The 20531-nt window shown below is 48.0% G+C and carries 13 protein-coding genes; 2 read left to right on the forward strand and 11 right to left on the reverse strand.

Going from position 1 to position 20531, the window contains the following annotated elements:
• Positions 1–220 precede the first annotated feature (220 nt).
• Together KUA48_RS07955 and KUA48_RS07960 are read left to right on the forward strand one after the other, a co-directional pair.
• Positions 221–1246 (forward strand): IS110 family transposase, encoded by a 1026-nt coding sequence (locus KUA48_RS07955; protein WP_218433791.1) that lies wholly within the window; start codon positions 221–223, stop codon positions 1244–1246.
• Between the two features lie 287 nt (positions 1247–1533).
• Positions 1534–2559, forward strand: coding sequence for an IS110 family transposase (locus tag KUA48_RS07960; protein ID WP_181993552.1), 1026 nt, complete (start codon positions 1534–1536; stop codon positions 2557–2559).
• 353 nt (positions 2560–2912) lie between these two features.
• Here KUA48_RS07960 and ispF read toward each other — a convergent pair whose 3' ends face one another.
• From ispF to KUA48_RS08015, 11 genes are all read right to left on the reverse strand, one after another.
• Positions 2913–3392 carry a 2-C-methyl-D-erythritol 2,4-cyclodiphosphate synthase gene (ispF, locus tag KUA48_RS07965; RefSeq protein WP_218432720.1) on the reverse strand — a complete coding sequence of 160 codons (480 nt, stop codon included), beginning with the start codon at positions 3390–3392 and terminating at the stop codon, positions 2913–2915.
• 169 nt (positions 3393–3561) lie between these two features.
• On the reverse strand, positions 3562–4740 hold the full coding sequence (gene porV, locus KUA48_RS07970; protein ID WP_218432728.1) for a type IX secretion system outer membrane channel protein PorV: 1179 nt from the start codon (positions 4738–4740) through the stop codon (positions 3562–3564).
• Between the two features lie 20 nt (positions 4741–4760).
• Positions 4761–8399 (reverse strand): type IX secretion system sortase PorU, encoded by a 3639-nt coding sequence (gene porU / locus KUA48_RS07975; protein ID WP_218432716.1) that lies wholly within the window; start codon positions 8397–8399, stop codon positions 4761–4763.
• A 25-nt stretch (positions 8400–8424) separates the two neighbouring features.
• Positions 8425–9042, reverse strand: coding sequence for a fumarylacetoacetate hydrolase family protein (locus KUA48_RS07980; protein WP_218432714.1), 618 nt, complete (start codon positions 9040–9042; stop codon positions 8425–8427).
• A 120-nt stretch (positions 9043–9162) separates the two neighbouring features.
• Positions 9163–10158 (reverse strand): translation elongation factor Ts, encoded by a 996-nt coding sequence (gene tsf / locus KUA48_RS07985; protein ID WP_006848004.1) that lies wholly within the window; start codon positions 10156–10158, stop codon positions 9163–9165.
• 108 nt (positions 10159–10266) lie between these two features.
• Positions 10267–11037 carry a 30S ribosomal protein S2 gene (gene rpsB / locus KUA48_RS07990; protein WP_022120437.1) on the reverse strand — a complete coding sequence of 257 codons (771 nt, stop codon included), beginning with the start codon at positions 11035–11037 and terminating at the stop codon, positions 10267–10269.
• Between the two features lie 155 nt (positions 11038–11192).
• The gene (gene rpsI / locus KUA48_RS07995) at positions 11193–11579 is read right to left on the reverse strand and encodes a 30S ribosomal protein S9 (RefSeq protein WP_006848006.1); all 387 of its coding nucleotides are present in this window, start codon (positions 11577–11579) and stop codon (positions 11193–11195) included.
• Between the two features lie 10 nt (positions 11580–11589).
• Positions 11590–12051: a 50S ribosomal protein L13 gene (gene rplM, locus KUA48_RS08000; protein WP_006848007.1), complete on the reverse strand. Its 462-nt coding sequence runs from the start codon at positions 12049–12051 to the stop codon at positions 11590–11592.
• Positions 12052–12376: 325 nt separating this feature from the next.
• Entirely contained in the window at positions 12377–14566 is a 2190-nt protein-coding gene (locus KUA48_RS08005; protein WP_218432712.1) for a glutamine synthetase III, read from the reverse strand.
• 304 nt (positions 14567–14870) lie between these two features.
• The gene (locus KUA48_RS08010) at positions 14871–16811 is read right to left on the reverse strand and encodes an alpha-L-arabinofuranosidase C-terminal domain-containing protein (RefSeq protein ID WP_218432710.1); all 1941 of its coding nucleotides are present in this window, start codon (positions 16809–16811) and stop codon (positions 14871–14873) included.
• A 220-nt stretch (positions 16812–17031) separates the two neighbouring features.
• Entirely contained in the window at positions 17032–20301 is a 3270-nt protein-coding gene (locus KUA48_RS08015) for a glycoside hydrolase family 2 TIM barrel-domain containing protein (protein ID WP_218432708.1), read from the reverse strand.
• Positions 20302–20531 lie beyond the last annotated feature (230 nt).

Here is a 20531-nt window from a genome sequence, read left to right on the forward strand (position 1 = left end):
GGCTATTCACCAAATATTCAGCCAAGAAAGTGTGACGTTTTTGCATTTTTTTGATATATATCAATCTTTTACCTTTGCACCTGGAAACAAGTTTAAACGAATTGGTTAACGGGTGTTAAGGTGAACTGTATGTCACTCTAGAATATCACTATTTTTTGATTCAGTCCTTCGCCAAGCCAAATGTTTTCTTGTTTCCATTTAATGCTAAAATGTCAATAATATGGATAAGGAACTTTACTTTGGCGTAGATGTCTCCAAGAAGACTCTCGACCTTGCTTATTATGATGGTGAAACCATCGACTGGAAGAATGCTCATATTAAGGTGAGCAATGATGATGCTGGGTTCAAAAAGATTGGCTCCTGGGTCGCAAAGGTAGGAAAAGACTTCGATACCTTTTTGTTCTGTATGGAATATACTGGACTCTATAACCAAAACTTCAGATTATGGCTGGAATCCAAAGAATATATCTATGGTATGGTGGAACCTCGCAAAATGCATCGCTTCGAGCCAGACTTGGATGATGACCAGCGCTCTCTAGACCGTATCAAGACTGATGAACTGGATGCTTTCAGAATAGCAATCTATTGTGAGCAGAACCACAAGAAGATTCTTCGCAATCCCTCCAAACTTCCTTCACCTGTCTATTTCAAGTTGAAGAGATTGCTGGCAGAGCGTAAGCAGAACACCAAGCAGTCAACTCTCTATAAGCAGCAGCTTCATGATATCAGCGCATACGATACAGACTTATCCGTTGAACGCAAGAAACTCCTGCTGAAGAACATGCAGGAAAACCAGAAAGCAATAGACAAAGAGATTGACAGCTACATGAATGAAGATACAAGCATCAGAAAGAATTACAATCTGCTGACCTCCATTCCTGGCATTGGTCGCATCATAGCGTTGGAAACCATTGTATTGACGGAAAATTTCACTGCAATCAGCAATCCTCGCAAATATGCCTGTTACATAGGAATAGCCCCTTTTAAAAAGGAATCTGGTACCTCAGTAAGAAAGAAAACGGGGGTTTCCAAGAAAGGCTTTTCTGAAGCCAAGGCAGACTTATCCATAGCTGTCCTTTCCGCCATAAGGAACAATCCTTCAATAAGAGACTATTGGATACGCAAGAGAAAGGAAAAATGCGGTGGCATCGTGCTCAATGCCGTCAAGTTCAAGCTGGTCCTTCGTATGTTTGCCGTGATAAAGCGTGGAACACCATATGTGGAGACAGATGCATATAAGAACTAAAATGCAGCAAAAGTGAACTATCGCACTTCTTAGAGCATAACTATTTCCCGACTAAGTCTTTTGTCTGCGTTTTTTTCACTACCTTTGCCGGAGCATCTGAAATGGAAGGAACTCCGGACGGGGGTAGTGAACTATTTTGTCTTAGACAAAGACCTTTCCCTGATCTAGTCTCCCCAGCCTGAAATGCCAGGTCAAGTGCCGTTTAGGGAATTAGCCGTGGAAGCTTTTAAAAGATGTGGCTTACCCTGACATAGAGAGCTCCTTCCTACAAAATGCGGTACAAAGGTATGAAAAATAAATCATTTATCGGCATCGACATCTCAAAAAATGTCATTGACGTATCAATTTTCTGTGAAGAAACCCCAATTAAGGACTTTTCTCACGATGTATTCAACAATTCCCGCAAGGGATTTGGCGAAATGTGCACATGGCTCAAGAAGAATCATGTGGTTCTCTCGAACAGTCTCTTCGGAATGGAGTTCACCGGCAGCTATTCCATGGAGCTGGAGAAGTTTCTTAATACCAGGAACTATCAGTTCTGCATGCTCTCCACCCATGTGGTAAAGCATTATCCCATGGGGCCCAAGGACAAGAGCGACAAGATTGACTCTGCCAAGATTGCAGACTTTCTCTATCGCTATAATGGTACTGAATGTGTCAAGCCTTATAATATGCCTGACAAGACCATGCAGAGACTCAAGGCACTGATGAATGAGCGTAAGTTCCTGGTGGAACAGCGTACATGCTTCATGAACAGAAGACAGCTATGCATCACAAAGGAAGATGCCCAGTTATATGATGGCTACATCAAAAAATTCAGCCGTGACATTGAGAACATCGAGTTGGAAGAACAGAAGTTGCTGGCTACAGACGATAGCCTCTTGTCTACTTACAAGAATCTTCTGACAATACCGGGAATAGGCTTCGTCAATGCCATAAATGTCATTGTCATTACCCGAAACTTTACCGCTTTTGAAACAGCAAGGCAATATGCCAGTTATGTCGGCGTGGCACCGCACTTCCGCACTTCAGGCACCAGTGTGAAATGGCGTCCCCGACCTTCAGCACGCTGTGATGGTCAGGCGAAAGCAGATCTATCCATGGCGGCCACAGTTGTTGTACAATATGATGCAGAGTTACAATCATTTTATAACCGTAAATTAGGAGGTAAGCAAGATTCAGACACAAAACGCAAGGCATTGAATGCCGTTAAGTTCAAACTTGTTCTCAGAATGTTCGCTATAGGTAAGCAGAACAGAAAATGGGAACCGTTGGATTCAAAGAGCAGCAATGAAAAACTTGCAATATCATAAGTCCGAAACAAGTGAACTATAGCAGTCTGTGCTACTGCCATTTAGAGTCTTGTAAAGACACAAACACGGATAACTAATTAGGAATCTAGCCACACGCTATTAAAAGAACGAGTTCCGTGTTGATTTGTAACAGAAAAATCATTTTTGACCATTTCTGCTACCGATATTTTAGTGCCTGTATGTTCCAAAATACCTCTTTTGTATTTATTAACACAAAAAGTTGCTCAAAAATTTGGCTATGTCTTAGGAATCAAAAATGAACAAAAGAAACGGAAATTAACAACTTTCTGACACTTTTCCTACATTTTGCTGAATATAAAGCTTCTGCCCTTTCAGGGCGTGCTGCTTGCGTTCTATCCTTTCTGGATAAGAACGGTGGCATAGGCGGAGATGCCCTCCATTCTGCCCGTGAATCCGAGTTTCTCGGTGGTTGTTGCCTTGATGGATATCTGGTCTTCGTCTACCCCCATCACCTCTGCCAGACAGGCTTTCATGGCTGGCACATGCGGGTTGAGTTTAGGGCGTTCGGCACAGACTGTAGCATCGATATTGCCCAGTGTATAGCCCTTGGTAGCTATCAGTTCCATCGTTTTGCAGAGCAGAATCTTAGAATCCACATTCAGTGTCTCTGCTGCCGTATCCGGGAAATGATATCCGATATCACGCATATTGGCGGCACCCAGCAGGGCATCGCAAATGGCATGTATCAGCACATCGGCATCGCTGTGGCCCAGCAATCCCAGTTCATAATCTATCTTGATTCCTCCCAGCCACAAGTCGCGGTTCTCCACCAGCTTGTGGACATCATATCCAAATCCTACACGTATATTCATTACTACTATTATTGAATGTTGAATGTTGAGTGTTGAGTGTTGAATTAGGCTAGCGCCCTTGAGTCTGGCGTGGACCAGCGATAGAATCGCTGGGAACGGAGGCTTTGGCCCGCTAGGCAACTCAACATTCAACATTCAACATTCAACACTATTCATTCAACATTCAACACTATCTTTTAAAGAGGTCCTTCAGTCCATCCATATCAAACGACAGGGTGAAGCGGAGGGTCTGGTCGAGCGGGTTGCTCTTGGCGGTAGCCACCACATAGGCAGCATCGAGCGAGAAGACATTCATCTTGAAACCGGCACCCACGGTGAAGTACTTGCGGTTACCCTTGCTCTGACTCTCGTGATGATAACCGGCACGGAGCGCAAACTTATCATTATATACATACTCGGCACCCAGACCATAGTTGATTTCCTCCAACTCTTCCTTGAAACCGCCAGGGGCATCGCTGAAACTCTTGAAGATACCGCTGATGCCCGAAATATCATCATACTCACGATGCACACGGTCTTCATATTCTGAATTGTCCTCACCCTCTTCCTGCTTCGGAACGGTAGGCACCAGATACTTGCTGGCATCGGCTGCCAGGGTGATGCGGTTGTACTCGTCGATAGGAATCATCAGCGAAGCACCCAGACGCATGTTGGCTGGCAGGAACTCGCCATACTCCTTGCCGCTGAAGGTAATCTTACTACCGATGTTAGAAATATTCAAGCCCAACCCCAACTGGCATTCGCGCTGGCCAATGACCACATAGTTCTGGTAATAGGCGGCGATATCGGCTGCGAAAGCGGAGGCAGGCGAATTATCTTCGGTATAATCGAAGCGCATATCGGAATAGATCCAGCGGATGGCAGCAGCAAGAGAGAACTTCTCGCTGAGCATCAGAGAATAAGCCACATCGACCGACATCTCGTAAGGATTGATGGTCATACCCGTGCCACTCTCGGCACCTTCCTGACTGGTAAACACTTCGCCCATATTGAAATAACGGAGCGATGCAGATACGGCGCTATAATCGCCAATGCGGTAATAGCCAGAGAGATAGGCGAGATTCATATCATTGACCAGCGAACGCAGCCAAGGAGTGAAGCTGAGCGAAACACCGGCACGCGAAATGGTGAAAGGATATTTTGCCGGGTTCCAGTACTGGGAGTTGACATCAGGGTCGGTAGCCGCACCGATATCTCCCAAACCGCCACCACGGGCATCAGGAGCTATGGTTTGCGAAATGACTGCATAGTTCACAGGATTGAAGAGGTCTTTCTTATCCTGCGCCTTCACTTCTGATGCCATCAGAACGAGACATCCCAGGATGAATATCTTATAGATTCTTTTCATTGCCATTGTAAATATATTTTTTATTTGATAATGATGAGTTTCTTGACTTTAGAGGTGTAGCTGCTGCCATCGCTCGCCACCTTGACGCGATAGAGATATACGCCGGTGCCCAGAGGGGTGCCGCTATCGGAGGTGAGGTCCCAGCTTACGGTATAGCTGCCCGAGGTAGGTACACCGCTTTCGGAATGGCGCCAATGCTGTCTGCCCGATGAATCGAACACTTCTACCACCACGTCCATATCGCTCTCTGTGCGGTCGTGACTGATGATGAAGGTGGTGGAAGTCTTAGCCGGATTGGCGGTTACGCCCACATCGAAGAGCGCCGGACTCAGTGCCTTCACCACATTGAAGCGGAGCTTCACCGTAGAACTGTTGTTCTGGATATCCCAGGCTCGGAAGGTGAGTTCGTGCTTGCCCGGTTCCAGTTGCGGTATGCTGTAATAGGTAGAACCGCTGGTATAGGTTCCGAAATCGTAGGTGAAATTGCTGTTCAGCACATAGGTCTTCGACATATCGCCATCTATCACCAGCTGCAGGTCGTGGCCGATACCGCTTCCGGCAGCATTGATTCCGTCCTTATCGGTTATCTTTGCCACAAAGAACGGAGTGGTGTTGACTTTGCCGCCATCTACGAAGGAAGGCGAATTGAGATAGCAATAGATGGAAGGACCGATGGAATCGTTCTTCATCTCCTCGCTCTCGCCTACCGTAAACTGCTCGCTGGAGCCGTGGGCGGAGAGGGTCTTGGAGGTATTCACCGCATAGAGGTTGACCAGACCGCTCTGGTTGGAATAATTGATATCCAGCGGAACGGCAAAGGAGAAGGCAAACTTGCCGCCTCTTACGCTATCGGTGCCCTGATACAGGGTCTTGGTTCTGTCTTTGTATTCGAAAGCCTTCTCGGCGCCATCCTTGCCGGTATCGTTCAGGCGACAGGTAACCGTTTCCTTGGAATCTCTTACGGTAGCGGTGATGACGCCACGGAAGTCGTCTGCTCCCTCGATATGACCTGCCATGCGGGCGATAGAGCCTGCCTTCAGCATCGGCAGGGTTGCGGCTCCGGCAACAGGAATGCCATTGATGGAATCTACCACAATCTGATGCATAGGCAGATTGAGTGCAAGAGCAGGGTCGCCCAGAAGGGAATAATGGAGATGGTTCACCGTGACATCGGAGCCGGAAGTTGGTCCGTTGCCACTCACCAGGTCGTTCTGCGCCAGTCGGTGCGCCTCGCCTATCGTAATAGGCTTACCGTCTACCAGACTGAGCACTCTGTGGATGAAGGCACGGTTGATATGTCTGTTATACTGGGCGTAAACGGTACGGGTGGTGCCATAGAAAGCTACTGCGCCGCCTTTATCGTTGAGCAGCGCATATTCGCCGATGTTGGCTTCGAGCCCGTCGAACGGCATGATATCGCAGGAGGCGGTTACCCAGAGCGGCAGGTTGGTATTGCGGAAATCGGCAAAATCGGTGAGTTTCAGAACTGATTCGTGCGACATCTGTGTAGGATCGCCATGTCCGGCATAATCCATGATGAGGGCTCCCGCAGCCTGCTGCTGTTTGATAATCCGCGTTGCTTCGGGATAGGTATTGCCCGAAGAGGAGGTTTCGCGGGTATAGGCATCCCACATCACTTTCTTGACGAGATAGGCGGGATAGGTGGTGAGCACATCATTTGCCACATCATCGGCATCCTGCATGTGGAGGTTTCCGTTTCCGTCATCGCCCATAAACATCAGGGTGTTCTGCCAGGCACCTACATTGGCATTCTGAGCATAACTGATGGTCTTGTCTACCAGCACCTGGGCTTCTTCTGCATAAGTTACCGGGAAGCGGCCTACGGCTACATCCTGCAGCTCACGGTTAGGATACAGTCCGGCTCCCTCGCCGAGCATGCCGAACCAGCTGTCGCTGACGAAGCAGGAAACGGCACTGAAGGAGTTTTCACTCTCAAAGCACAGCAGATAATCGTCTGGATTCAGGGTTCTGCAACCGGAGGTAAGCATGCGGTTATCCCATACGCAGTCGCCGAAGAGCAGGAGATATTTCGGCATATCTGCCTCGCTCTGCGCCTTATCAGAAAGCATGCGCAGGTAGCGGCGGTAGGCGTTGGCATCGGGGGTACCGCTAGAAAATTCGTTATAGAGTTCATCGGCAGGCACGATGGTAACGCGCAGTCCGTCGTGCTGTTCATGAAATTTTTTCAGCCGCTGTGCCTGTTTCAGCAGTTTCTGTGAGGTCGGGATGATGATGACCATATCGGCTGCTCCATCGGCATGATGATTCTGGTTGGTGATGCCGTAGACATACTGGGCAGCCGGAATCTTTCCACCGGCGGCCAGGTTCGCAGCGGTAAAGGCACAGCTTCCAGGCTCTGCCCACGTTACGGAGATATAATCGAGGCGGATGGAAGCACCTGATAAGACCTTGATAGAGATGGTATCCTTATCCTGGAAATCGGAAATGGGATAAGTGGCAACCTTCTCTGTAGCCTTGAGGTAAGCTATATCCTCCGTAGGATTGTCATTCTTGAGAGAAAGGGTGATTTCGCCCAAAACCTTACCATTCTTCAGTATCTGAGCCTTGCTGTCTGTGGCGGTAGTCAGGGCTACGGAGAGTTTGCCTTCCGCAGAACCGGTGGTATTCGTGATCACCACTTTCTTCTCATCGCCCACCTTCAGTTCTTCTGCATCGAAGAGGTTTCTGCCGCCATGATAGTAGCTGTAACCATCTGACTCGTAGAGGGAATGATAATCGTATGGCTGCGGATAATGGGAAGAGACAAAGGTGGCAGAATCCTGCACCAGTGGCTCTCCATCGGTCTGGGTAATAAAATAGTAGCCGTAATCGGAATAAGGATTACGGATGCGCTGGAGGGCGGTTTCTGACTTCCAGGATACCGGTCCCTCGGCATAGAAATAATGCTTGCCGCCAACGATGCACTGGGGAACTTCCTGCAAATCGTCGGTAGCCTGCAGTTCGCCCGCCAGAAGGGCTTCGTTCTGCAGATTGCCGCCATAGCCGTAAATCTTCACCTTGCTGATATCGGAGAAGCCTGCCTGGCGCACTACCTGTTCGGTAAGCTGATGGAAACCAGTTTCGCTGACTCTAATCTTCGCCCATCTGCCTGAGGCAAGAACGGAATGAGAGGCATAAAGGGAGGTAGCTGAGCGCAAAGCATCAGAAGAAGCAAAGGCTGATACTTTGCCCTTAGCCAACAGAGAACCTCGACTGGAACGCTCGGAGCGCTTCAGAGGACGGGCATCTACCTGAAGCATGAAGCTGACCAGCAGCTGATGGCGGTTATTGCGGAATACGACAGGACTGAAATCTATCTGGAGTACGCCCTGCTTACGGCATTCGGTAACCCGCTGCTGGGGAAATACCTGCTCAGGAGGAACTGCACCCGACAGGCGGTTGTAATTGGCGATGTCGGAGGCAGTCATGTCGATATACTCGCCATATTTCAGGCTGACGGTATACACGGAGTCACGATATGCACCGGTCAAAGGAATAGAATACACGAAACGGGGCAACACGGAATCTACTCTGACTTCTGAAGAGGTCAGATTGAAGAATCGCTGTGCCTGAGCAGGAGCCACCAGCATGAGCAGGCATGCCAGCAGCATGTATTTCCAAACCTTTGTTGTGTTCATATCGATATATTACTTGCAATATTATTTACTTACAGTGAAAATCGAGCACCTTCCTGTCTTCGAGATAGCCTACGAGATGGTCGTCGATGTTGACAGGACCGCAGCCTGTAGGACATCCGGTATAGAGCAGGTCGCCCGTCTTGAGCGTGAAGTACTGGCTGATATAGGAGATGATTTCATCTACCTTGTAGAGCATATCGCTCGTGCAGCCTTCCTGTACGGTCTTGTCATTGAGGTCGAGGCGGAAGTGCAGTGTCTGGATATCACGGAACTTCTGGATGTCGACCCATTCGCCGATAACCGCAGAACCGTCGAATCCCTTGGCGAGTTCCCAAGGCTGGCCCGCCTCGCGCAGCTTCTTCTGCATCTCGCGTGCCGTAAAGTCGATACCTACGGTTACTGCATCGTAATAACGGTGGGCGAAACGCTGCGGAATGGTCTTTCCCAACTTGGATATTCTGACCACTACTTCGGTTTCATACTCTATTCTTCCCAGATGATCAGGAATGAAGAAAGGCTTGCCGTTATTGAGCAAAGCAGAATCAGCCTTGGTAAAGATGACAGGACGCTCTGGTTTAGATAACGTACCATGCAGCGATTTATTGTGTTCGGTATAGTTCATACCGATGGCAAATATCTTCATAACATCAAATTTTTATATAAAAAAGAAATGGGAGTTAGAAGCAAAGCGAGGCTTAACTTCATAACTCCCGGTATTCTAATTTAACTATAAGTCAAATTAACGCTTGCTTTTGAGTAATGATTACTCAGCAGCAAGAGTAAAGCGCTGGTAAGCAACGATCTTGAGATCCTTGCTCTGAGAAGCGAGGTACTGAGCAACAGTCTGCTTGTCACCGTCACCGAACTGGAACTCCTGGTCAACGAGGCAGTTCTCCTTGAAGAACTTAGCCAGACGACCATTAGCAATGTTCTGGATCATAGTAGGGTTCAAAGTAGCAGCCTTCTCCTCACCAACAGTCTTCTTGATGTTGCGAGCCTCTTCAGCCTGCTCAGGTGTCAACCAACCCTTCTTGGTGTTGCTCTCGATGTGCTCCTCAGAGTCAACGTGAGCTGGGTTGATGCCAGCCTTCTTCAAAGCAGCGTTAACAGCCTTCTCTACGAGTTCTTCCTTAGTCTTGGCAACAGCAACCTCGAGCTCAGTCTTCTTAGTCTCCTCAGAAACAGAAGACTCGTCGAGAGCTACAGGGCGCATAGCAGCAACCTGCATAGCTACCTTGTGACCAGCCTCCTCGTTGTTCTCGTTGAGCTGAACCATAGTACACAAAGTGTGCTTGTTCATGTGGTCGTAAACCTCGATGTTGTCACCCTCGAGAACGCAGTAGCCGTCGAGCTCCATCTTCTCGCCAGTGATACCAGAGCGCTGTGTAACAGCAGCCTGAGCATCAGCATCGCCAACCTTCAAAGTCTTCACCTCGTCGAGAGTGTGAGCCTTGGCAGCGATAGCAGCGTCGAGGATGTCAGATGTCAACTTGATGAAGTCAGCACCGTTAGCTACGAAGTCAGTCTCGCACTTGAGAGCGATGATAGCAGCGAAATCGTTAACCTTCTTAACGAGAACGCAACCGTTAGAAGTCTCACGGTCAGAACGCTTAGCAGCGATAGCGAGACCACGCTCACGGAGCAACTCCTTTGCCTTATCGAAATCACCTTCAGCCTCTGTGAGTGCCTTCTTAACATCAGCAAGACCAGCACCAGTCATAGCGCGAAGTTTCTTGATATCTTCAATTGAAACAGCCATAATAATATTTTTATATTAAAAAGTTAATAATAATCTTTGCTTAAAAGCTACTAAAGCCATCGAATCATAAACAGAATCAATGGCTTCAGTATATATTTCTTTGCCTAATTACTCAGCCTCGTCCTTGCGGGCAGCCTTCTTCTTAGGCTGGTCCTTCTGCTCAGCAGCAGCCTTGTCGTCAGCCTTCTCAGCCTTGCGCTCCTCGAGAGCCTCAGCGATAGCACCGCAAACTGCAGTAAGGATAGCATCTACAGAATCCTTAGCATCGTCGTTAGCTGGGATAACGTAATCAACATTCTTAGGATCAGAGTTGGTATCTACGATACCGAACACTGGAATACCAAGACGGTTAGCCTCCTTAACAGCGATGTGCTCCTTCATTACGTCAACAACGAAGAGGGCTACTGGGAGACGGGCCATATCTGCGATAGAACCGAGGTTCTTCTCCAACTTAGCACGCTGGCGGCTTACCTGAAGCAACTCGCGCTTAGAGAGGTTAGAGAATGTACCATCGTTCAACAGACGATCGATGTTTGTCATTTTCTTAACTGCCTTACGGATTGTAGGGAAGTTGGTGAGCATACCACCAGCCCAACGCTCGTTTACGTATGGCATATTGATAGAAGCTGCCTTCTCAGCAACTACGTCCTTAGCTTGTTTTTTAGTAGCGACAAACAGGATCTTTCTACCTGTCTTGGCAATTGTCTTGAGAGCCTCAGCAGCCTCGTCGATCTTAGCGACAGTCTTGTTGAGGTCGATAATATGAATACCGTTACGCTCCATGAAGATGTAAGGAGCCATTGCTGGATTCCACTTGCGACGGAGGTGTCCGAAGTGGCAACCTGCCTGAAGTAACTGGTCAAAATTTGTTCTTGACATTGTTTTTTCTTTTTTAATTGTGTTTACTTTCTTTTTGAATCTAATGTTAGATCAGTCGATGAGTAGTCCCCGATTAATGGAATCTCACCGATTTAGATACTAAACTTTTTAGCTCAGCTATATATAATCTGTATATATATAAAATATGTATAAGATTAACGCTTGCTGAACTGGAAGCGACGACGAGCCTTTGGCTGACCTGGCTTCTTACGCTCTACAGCACGTGAGTCACGTGTCATGAAGCCTGCATCCTTCAAAGCCTTCTTATCGTTAGCGTCGATCTTAACGAGTGCGCGAGCGATAGCGAGGCGGAGAGCCTGGCTCTGACCGGTGAAACCACCACCGTCGAGGTTTGCCTTAATATCATACTTACCCTCAGCTTCGAGCAACTGCAATGGCTGCTTTACTACATAGCGAAGGATTGCTGATGGGAAATATGTCTCAATATCTTTCTTGTTGATTGTGATCTTACCGGTACCCTCTGTGAGGTATACACGAGCTACAGCGCTCTTACGGCGACCAATTGCATTAATTACTTCCATTCTACCTTAATTATTTATACTGGTTAATATCAATAGCCTTTGGCTGCTGTGCCTCGTGCTTGTGCTCTGTGCCATCGTAAATGAAGAGGTTGTCCATCAAAGAACGACCGAGAGGGCCCTTTGGCAACATACCCTTGATAGCGTGACGGAGGATCTTGTCCATTCCATCAGGACGCTTGCGCAACTCTGCTGGAGTGTTGAAGCGCTGACCACCTGGATAACCAGTGTAACGAGTGTAAACCTTATCTGTTTCCTTCTTACCTGTGAAAACTACCTTAGCGGCATTGATAATGATTACGTTGTCACCACAATCTACGTGTGGAGTGAAAGTTGGCTTGTACTTTCCGCGGAGCAATTTAGCAACCTTAGAGCAGAGGCGACCTACAACCTGGTCGGTAGCGTCGATTACGACCCACTCTTTCTTAGCTGTTTCCTTGTTTACGGAAATAGTCTTGTAACTTAATGTGTCCATTTTAAAATTTAAATTTACTACTAAAAAACGTTTTAATCTTTTTTACTCACTATTCAGACAGGTGATTCACTAACCACATACCCCGGCCACAGGGCATGCTATTAACACACCATATCTTGGGGACTCTAAGTGTATCCCCGAAATAATCGGACTGCAAAATTACACATTTTTATTTGATTATGTGTAGGTTACGAGTTTTAACCTCAAACTTTTATGAATATTTAACTTAGTTTGCACTTTTCTGCTCAGGATAAGCAAAAAAAGAGTGCATTGTTAACGGCAATGCACTCTTTTTTTATTATATCAATTCCTTATCCAGGAAATATTATCTGATGAACAGCAGCTCACGATACTTTGGCAAAGTCCAAAGCTCATCGGCTACGAGAAGTTCGAGCTTGTCTATCTGATAACGGATTTCCTCCATCTTTGGAGCTACCGTGTCATGATAAGCTACTGCCTTCTCGCGCTCGCTCTCTATCTTGTTGGCTACCTTGCGGGCATCTACCAATGCCTCTACACCACGCTCTATTGCCTCGGTGCGCTCGGCTATCTCACGGATAATCTTCACGTTGCGGGCAGTCAGCTTCTTGCCTTCCTCGCCACCGAAGATGTGAATCATGCCCTCTACGTTCTTTGCCAGACGGCTCTGATAGTGGGTAGCCACAGGGATGATGTGGTTCATGCTCAGGTCGCCCATCACACGAGCCTCAATCTGAATCTTCTTGGTATAGGTCTCCCACTTCACCTCGTTGCGCGCCTTCAACTCGCTCTCGCTCATCACGTTGGTCTTGGCAAACATCTCGATGCTTTCCTTGTCCAGATAACGGTCGAAGACTACCGGGCAGGATGCCTCGCAGTCCAAACCACGCTTCTGGGCCTCTTCCTTCCACTCATCTGAATAGCCGTTGCCATCGAAGCGGATAGGCTTGCAGGTCTTGATATCCTCGCGTACCACATCGATGATAGCCGATGTCTGGTCCTCACCCTTTGCTATCAAGGCATCTACACGAGTCTTGAAGTCTTCGAGAGCCTCAGCTACGGCAGCATTCAGTACGATGAGAGATGACGCACAGTTGGCCTCTGAACCTACGGCACGGAACTCAAAACGGTTTCCGGTGAAGGCGAATGGAGAGGTACGGTTGCGGTCGGTGTTATCGATCATCAGCTCCGGAATCTCAGGGATATCCAGCTCCATACCCTTCTTGCCAGCCAGAGCGAAGAGTTCTTCCTTGTCTGCCTTCTCGATATGGTCGAGCAGGTCGGTGAGCTGCTTTCCGAGGAATGAAGAGATGATGGCTGGTGGTGCCTCGTTGGCTCCCAGACGATGGGCATTGGTAGCGCTCATGATAGAAGCCTTCAGCAGTCCATTGTGCTTGTAAACGCCCATCAGGGTCTCTACGATGAAGACTACGAAGCGGAGGTTGTCCTCCGGTGTCTTGCCTGCTGCATGGAGCAGTACGCCGGTATCGGTGCAGAGACTCCAGTTGTTGTGCTTGCCCGAACCATTGACGCCGGCGAATGGCTTCTCGTGAAGGAGTACACGGAAACCGTGCTTGTGAGCCACACGCTTCATCAGACTCATCAGGAGCATATTATGGTCTACGGCAAGATTGCACTCCTCATAGATAGGTGCCAGCTCAAACTGGTTTGGTGCCACCTCGTTATGACGGGTCTTGCAAGGGATGCCGAGTTCGAGCGCCTGAATTTCCAGATCCTTCATGAAAGCCTGCACACGCTCAGGGATTGTTCCGAAATAGTGGTCGTCCATCTGCTGGTTCTTCGCAGAGTCGTGTCCCATCAGGGTACGGCCCGTAAGCATCAGGTCAGGGCGAGCCGAATAGAGACTCTCATCAACCAGGAAGTACTCCTGCTCCCATCCGAGATTGGTCTGCACCTTCTTCACCTGAGGGTAAAAATAGTGGCACACCTCGGTAGCCGCCTCACTCAGAGTATGGAGCGAGCGGAGCAATGGAGCCTTGTAGTCCAAAGCCTCACCGGTATAAGATATAAAGATGGTAGGGATACAGAGGGTATCGTCGATGATGAACACAGGCGATGTAGGATCCCATGCAGAATAGCCACGAGCCTCGAAGGTGTTGCGGATACCGCCGTTAGGGAATGAGCTGGCATCAGGTTCCTGCTGGACAAGCAATTTGCCAGAGAATTCCTCAATCATACCACCCTTTCCGTCATGCTCCACGAAGGCATCATGCTTCTCGGCAGTACCTTCTGTCAATGGCTGGAACCAGTGAGTATAATGTGTTACCCCGTTTTCCTCAGCCCAGAGCTTCATGCCGGCAGCCACGGCATCAGCGATGGAACGGTCCAGACGAGTACCGTTATCTATCACATCGATGAGTTTCTCATACACATCAGATGGCAGATACTTGTACATCTTCTGGCGGTTGAATACATACTTGGCGAAGTACTCCGAAGGGCGCACCTTGGGAGCCTCTACCTCTACAGGTCTTTTCTTAAAGGCCTCGGCTACAACCTCAAATCTCAAATTAGCCATTCTTTCTTTTATTATTAATTATAAGTTTGCGGGTGCAAAGTTACGAAAAAATGAGCAAATTGCTAGCGTTTGAGCGTATTTTTTATGCAAAATTCAAACTTTTCTTATACATAAAGTGCCTTTTTCCTACATGGCGACGTAATCTTTCCTACGTCCTGACACAGAAACTCCTGCGTCGCCATGTAATTTCAAGGGCATTAGGAGAGAAAAAAAATCCCTTGCAACCACTAGAGTCGCAAGGGATTCACATTATCCACTTATCTATTTGTACCTTAAGGATTTATTGAAGATTGGAGGTCGGCAATTAGAAACGGTATACAACAAAGCTGTTTGGCTTCATCTTCACGTTCAATACATTGCCCTGAACCTGTGCATCTGATACTACAGGAACAACCACATTTTTATTGTCTATCTTGTTTTCTGCCTGAATATCGTCGGCATGGAGAACGGTTACCTTACCTGGGCTCAACTTCTTGATACCATTAAAGGTGACGTTGATTTCCTTTGCCTCGTTAGAGGTGTTGGCAATCTTTACGATGTAGCTCTTGGTAGCCTTGTCGAAGCAAGCGGTGGCATAGAGACCGTTCTCACCTGCTACAGCCTTGCCGTTCTCGGTAAGTTTCAACACATTGGTACCCTTGTTCTCGCCGTAGAGCTGCTGAACATAGTAGTTGGCAGAACGGACAGAGCTGAGGTTATCGAACCAGATGAGGTCCGGACGCCACTGCCATCCCTCTACATGAGCGAAGAGAGGTGCATAGGTAGCCTGATAAACCACATCAGCATTGCGCTCCAAACCGGTCATGAAAGCAGCCTCAGAAAGGGCTGCCTCCCAAGAGTTTGGATCATTCTCGGCATGAGCAGCATACTCGCCGGCAAAGACCTTAGGACCCTTGCGGTCGTACTTGTCGTAACGGCTGGCATTGCTGCGGAACCATTCCGGACTCTTGTAGTAGTGCTCATCCACCATGTCTACGCCCAACTTGCGCATCTGCTCCCAACCGTAGTCGAAATCCTTTCCATCAGCAGATGGACCAGATGAACCGCAGATTTTTATCTTTGGATACTTGGCATGAATCTGCTCCATGAACTTCTGCAGACGCTCAGGATACATAGGACCCCACTGCTCGTTACCGATACCAATCTGCTTCAGATTGAATGGTGCTGGATGACCCATATCGGCACGGAGCTTACCCCACTTAGAGGTAACAGGACCATTGGCAAACTCGATGAGGTCGAGTGCATCGTCGATATAGCTCTGGAGATCCTTGACTGCTACATGTGCATTAGGATCCTTATCATCGTTCTGATACTGGCAAGCCAGACCTACAGAGAGAATAGGCAATGGCTCAGCACCAATCTTCTCTGAAAGGAGGAAATACTCATAGAAGCCCAAGCCCAATGACTGATAGTAGTTAGGGAAAAGGCGATGAGGGAAGGTATCTCTCCAGCGGTTCTCGTTCAGAGGACGGTTCTCAGGAGCACCCACAGAGTTCTTCCACTCATAACGGGTATCGAGGTCGGTTCCCTCTACGATACATCCGCCAGGGAAACGGAAGATGCCTGGCTTCAAGTCAGCCAAATCCTGTACGAGGTCGGCACGGAGACCATTCCAGTTGTCCTCAGGAAAGAGAGAGATATGGTCGAGGTCTACGCTTTCAGAACCCTTCTCCAGATAAACACGCATCAACCCCTTGGCATCGGTCTGAGGAGAAGTAAGGGTAGCAGTAAGCTTCTGCCATTTATTATTGGTGATGTTGATGACCTGCTTGGCAATCACATCATTCTTTGAATTGACGAGTTCTACGCGAATCTTGCCCTGCTTGCCATCTATGAGATGAAGACGGCCATATACGGTGAAATCGTACTTCATATCCTTCTTCAAGCCCATGCCGAAGAAGCCACGGTTCTCAAGACCAGTCTGCTTCTCACGTGCGCCTGCGCTCTCAAGTGTTACATAATGAGGATTGCGGTCGAAGGCAGGTTTTACGTCGCTGAGGGTTACATTTCCGAATGTATTCCATCCCATCAGGCGCTGTGGGAATTCGAAGGAACGGTTCTCTACCATCTCTGCATAGAGTCCACCATCGGCACCGAAGTTGATATCCTCGAAGAAGATACCATACATGGTAGGCTGGATTTCTGCTCCAGGCTTGTTAGCCTGAACAGTAAACTGATGCTGTGCGAAAGCTCCGAGTGAAGACATCGCCAGCAATGCTGCTGCGAAAAATTTTGCTTTTCTCATATTGTTCGTTATTTTTATTTTTTAGGTCTGTACTTACACCTTATTAAATATAGGTGGTGCAGTAATTTGCTGCAAAGATTACACAAACGAGCGCAATGAAAGCTTGCTTTCAAATTGCCAAGTGCAGTAAATCTTCTGCAAAGATAAAAAAATCCACCCCAAATGAGGTGGATTTTCTGTTTAAATATATTGGATTTTCGTACAAATCCCTGCTTTTCTACTATTTATCTAATGGAATGAGCACGAAAGTGAAGTTCTTATCGCCATAATGGAGGCGATACTTCTCCAAAGGCCATGCACCCCAAGAGTTCTCACCAGCCACACCAGAATGCTCTGCATCGAGGAAGAGATTGGTGAATCTTGACTTCTTCAGGTTGAAACTGTGGCGCTGATCCTTGTCATCACCATCATCCAGTTCTTCTGTATCGAAGTGGATGGCGGAAGCATAGAACGGCTTGCAGCTCTTCACCTTGAATCCGAAGCCGGAAGCATCGGTCTGGTTCCACCAGCGCATATCCCCCTTGGTTCCACTCTCCTGTGGACGGATGTATGGGAAGTACTGGTTGTCGGCATCATCGCTGTAGATTCCGATGCGCATGCAGTCCTCACGGTCAGAATAGTTCTCGATAGGACCACGGCCGTAATACTGGCTCTTGTCCATATCGTATGGCAACTGCATCAGCATACCGAAACGGAACAGATCGCTGACCTTGGCATCATCAGAAGCATCAAACTCCTGGCTTACCTTCATCGCACCGGTGTTAGGCATGATGAGATATTCTATTTCCAGCTCGCCCTTCACCTCTGGCATCTCATAGGTTGCACAGATGCTGATGGTGTTTGCCTTCTTATCCTTTTCAACAGCTACACCCTTCAGGTTCATGACAGGGTTCTTCCAAACCTGGAACTTCTTCTGCAGGCCGGCACCGAAATCATTATCGGTAGGAGCACGCCAGAAGTTTGGCTTCAGGGTACCGCCCTCGCCGAGGAGCGACTTGCCACGATAGGTATATTCAGAGATGAGACCGGTGGTACGGTTCACCTTCACGGTCAGATCAGGAGTAGTAACGGTGATATCCTGCTCGCCCTTCTTGTCGATGAGCTTAGCCTTCACCTTCTTGCCATCCTGAGCCTTAGCCATGTTTTCTGCACAATGACCGCAGCACTTCTTCTCCTTCACCGCCAGCTGGGCATAAGCCACAATCTGACCAGCCTCCATCAGAGGTTCAGCCTTCTTCAGACGGAAATCGATGTTGAGGAACACCTCCTTGCCCGTTACCTTAGAAAGGTCATAAGGGATGGTGAAGTTCTTGGTCTGCTGGGCAGCTACATCGATATCAGCAATAGTACCGTTCTGAGTCTCCACGCCATCCTCAATGAGGCTCCATGCCAAGGCATAGTTGCTCAAATTGCGGAAGAAGTTCTCATTGTATACACTTACTTCACCCTTCTCTGCATTCACCATCTTAGCCCAGATGTTCTGATACTGGTAGGCTACCTCGTAGGCATGAGGATTGAGCTGACGGTCAGGACCGATGATACCATTGCAGTTGAAGTTGTTGTCGCTAGGGTCGTAATTGTTATAATCGCCACCGTAGCAATATTCTATTTTGCGGAGCTCTTCATTGCTCATCTTCTCAGGATTCTTGATGGTCATCGGCTTCAATACCTTGCGGTGCAAGCCCTGGTCAACGAAATCCCAGTCGAAACCACCCTGGAGGATAGGATACTTGCGAATCAGAGCCCAGTAATCCTTCAGGTTACCGCCTGAGTTACCCATGGTATGGTTGTACTCGCACTGGATGAGCGGCATCGGACTGTTAGGGTCCTTAGCATACTTTTCACAAGCACTTACAGGATAGTACATAGGGCAGAAGATATCGGTACCCTCGCCTCTGTGAGCCTGCTCATACTGAACCGGACGGCTCTGGTCCTGACTCTTAATCCACTTGTAAGCCTGCAGGAAGTTATCGCCCATCACAGTCTCATTACCCATACTCCAGGTTACGACACTAGGATGATTGAAGTACATGGAAACATTGTGCTGGTTGCGCTCCATAATCTGCTTGGCAAACATCGGTTTCTTGGCAGCTGCATCATCGCCATACTGGAAACCGTGACTTTCCTGGTTAGCCTCAGCTACCACATAGATACCATACTCATCGCAGAGCTCGTACCAGCGTGGATCATCAGGATAGTGGCAAGTACGGACAGCGTTGATATTCAGGCGCTTCATAATCTTGATATCCTGAATCATGCGCTCCATGCTCAATACATAACCTCCATCAGGGTCAATCTCATGACGGTTGGCACCCTTGATGAGCACAGGCTGACCGTTGACAAGGAACTGCTTGTTCTTGATTTCCACCTTGCGGAAACCTACCTTGACAGGAGTCATGCTTGCTGATTTCATGTTGCCATTCTTCAGCGCACTTGAGAGGGAAACCTGAAGGGTATATAAATAAGGTGTCTCTGCATTCCACTTGTGTGGATTCTCTACGTTCATCGTAATGTTGGCTGTTCCATTCTTTGCCAATCCTGTAGCTGTAGCCACCTGCTTGCCTTCTTTGTCGAAGAGGATGAAGTTCAGCTTGCCATTACCCTTTACCTTGGTAGAGATGTTGAGCACACCATCCTTGTAGTTGTTTACAAGGTCAGGAGTAACACGGATATCCTCCAAATGCAACTGGGCATCGCGGGCAAAGAGATAGCTTTCACGAGCCACACCACTCAAGCGCCAGAAGTCCTGATCCTCATCCCAGGAGCCATCGCACCAGCGGAAGGTCTGGAAGGCAATCAGATTCTTGCCCTTCTTCAGATAAGGAGTGATGTCAAACTCGGCAGCTACCTTGCTATCCTCTGCATAACCGGCAAACTTACCGTTTACATAGAGATAGATGTTGGAAGTAACGCTACCGAAATGAGCGACAACCTGCTTGCCATCCCAGTTGGCAGGGATGTCGATGATACGGCGGTAAGAACCTACATGGTTGTCCTTGGTAGGAACTGCTGGTGGCTGCTGGTCAAAATGTCCACGCCAGCCGAAGCCTACGTTCACATATTCCGGATCACCGAATCCGTTCATCTCCCAGATACCTGGCAGATTCATGGTCTTCCATTTGGAATCATCAAGATCTTCCTTGTAGAAGTCGGTAGGACGCTGGTCGGCATTAGCCACCCAGTTGAACTTCCAGGTTCCGTCGAGCGAAAGGAAATACTTGCTCTCCGTCTTGTTCATGTGCAGGATATCCTTGCTCACGATCTTACCGTCTTTCTCAGAAACCCAGTCATCTGCCGGATAGGTGAAGAAATTGGTGTGCAACGGAAAACGATTGATGGCATTCACCTGAAGGTCGTGCCATTCTGTGTAAGTTGGCTGTTGGATGGTCGTCTTATTCAACGACTTAATGGCAGTCTTCGGTTTGGTTGCACCAAAGGTTGCCATTGCTAATCCTGCCAAACTCAATGTTACGAACAGTCTCTGTTTCATGTTTGTTAGTTATTTATACATTAGATTGAAATTACACCTTATTATATATAGGCTATTCTATACCTTATTATATATAGGCATATCCTGGAGCATCTTATATACCTCCATGTTGCCGGTAGCCTCAGCTAAGCAACTGCAAATATATGAAAATTAAGTTAGAAACAAGCAGAACGCCCGTATTTTTTATTGTTTTTTCAACACTGGTGCACCATTTCCCCAAGAAATAGGTA

The sequence above is a fragment of the Segatella copri genome (assembly GCF_019249795.2).
GTDB lineage: Bacteria > Bacteroidota > Bacteroidia > Bacteroidales > Bacteroidaceae > Prevotella > Prevotella copri_B.

What these genes read in the sequence shown, in the direction of transcription:
- KUA48_RS08005 (WP_218432712.1), bottom strand. Translation starts at nt 14,566, where the DNA reads ATGGCTAATTTGAGATTTGAGGTTGTAGCCGAGGCCTTTAAGAAAAGA.
- porV (WP_218432728.1), bottom strand. Translation starts at nt 4,740, where the DNA reads ATGAAAAGAATCTATAAGATATTCATCCTGGGATGTCTCGTTCTGATG.
- tsf (WP_006848004.1), bottom strand. Translation starts at nt 10,158, where the DNA reads ATGGCTGTTTCAATTGAAGATATCAAGAAACTTCGCGCTATGACTGGT.
- KUA48_RS08010 (WP_218432710.1), bottom strand. Translation starts at nt 16,811, where the DNA reads ATGAGAAAAGCAAAATTTTTCGCAGCAGCATTGCTGGCGATGTCTTCA.
- KUA48_RS08015 (WP_218432708.1), bottom strand. Translation starts at nt 20,301, where the DNA reads ATGAAACAGAGACTGTTCGTAACATTGAGTTTGGCAGGATTAGCAATG.
- KUA48_RS07960 (WP_181993552.1), top strand. Translation starts at nt 1,534, where the DNA reads ATGAAAAATAAATCATTTATCGGCATCGACATCTCAAAAAATGTCATT.
- porU (WP_218432716.1), bottom strand. Translation starts at nt 8,399, where the DNA reads ATGAACACAACAAAGGTTTGGAAATACATGCTGCTGGCATGCCTGCTC.
- ispF (WP_218432720.1), bottom strand. Translation starts at nt 3,392, where the DNA reads ATGAATATACGTGTAGGATTTGGATATGATGTCCACAAGCTGGTGGAG.
- rplM (WP_006848007.1), bottom strand. Translation starts at nt 12,051, where the DNA reads ATGGACACATTAAGTTACAAGACTATTTCCGTAAACAAGGAAACAGCT.
- KUA48_RS07980 (WP_218432714.1), bottom strand. Translation starts at nt 9,042, where the DNA reads ATGAAGATATTTGCCATCGGTATGAACTATACCGAACACAATAAATCG.
- KUA48_RS07955 (WP_218433791.1), top strand. Translation starts at nt 221, where the DNA reads ATGGATAAGGAACTTTACTTTGGCGTAGATGTCTCCAAGAAGACTCTC.
- rpsB (WP_022120437.1), bottom strand. Translation starts at nt 11,037, where the DNA reads ATGTCAAGAACAAATTTTGACCAGTTACTTCAGGCAGGTTGCCACTTC.
- rpsI (WP_006848006.1), bottom strand. Translation starts at nt 11,579, where the DNA reads ATGGAAGTAATTAATGCAATTGGTCGCCGTAAGAGCGCTGTAGCTCGT.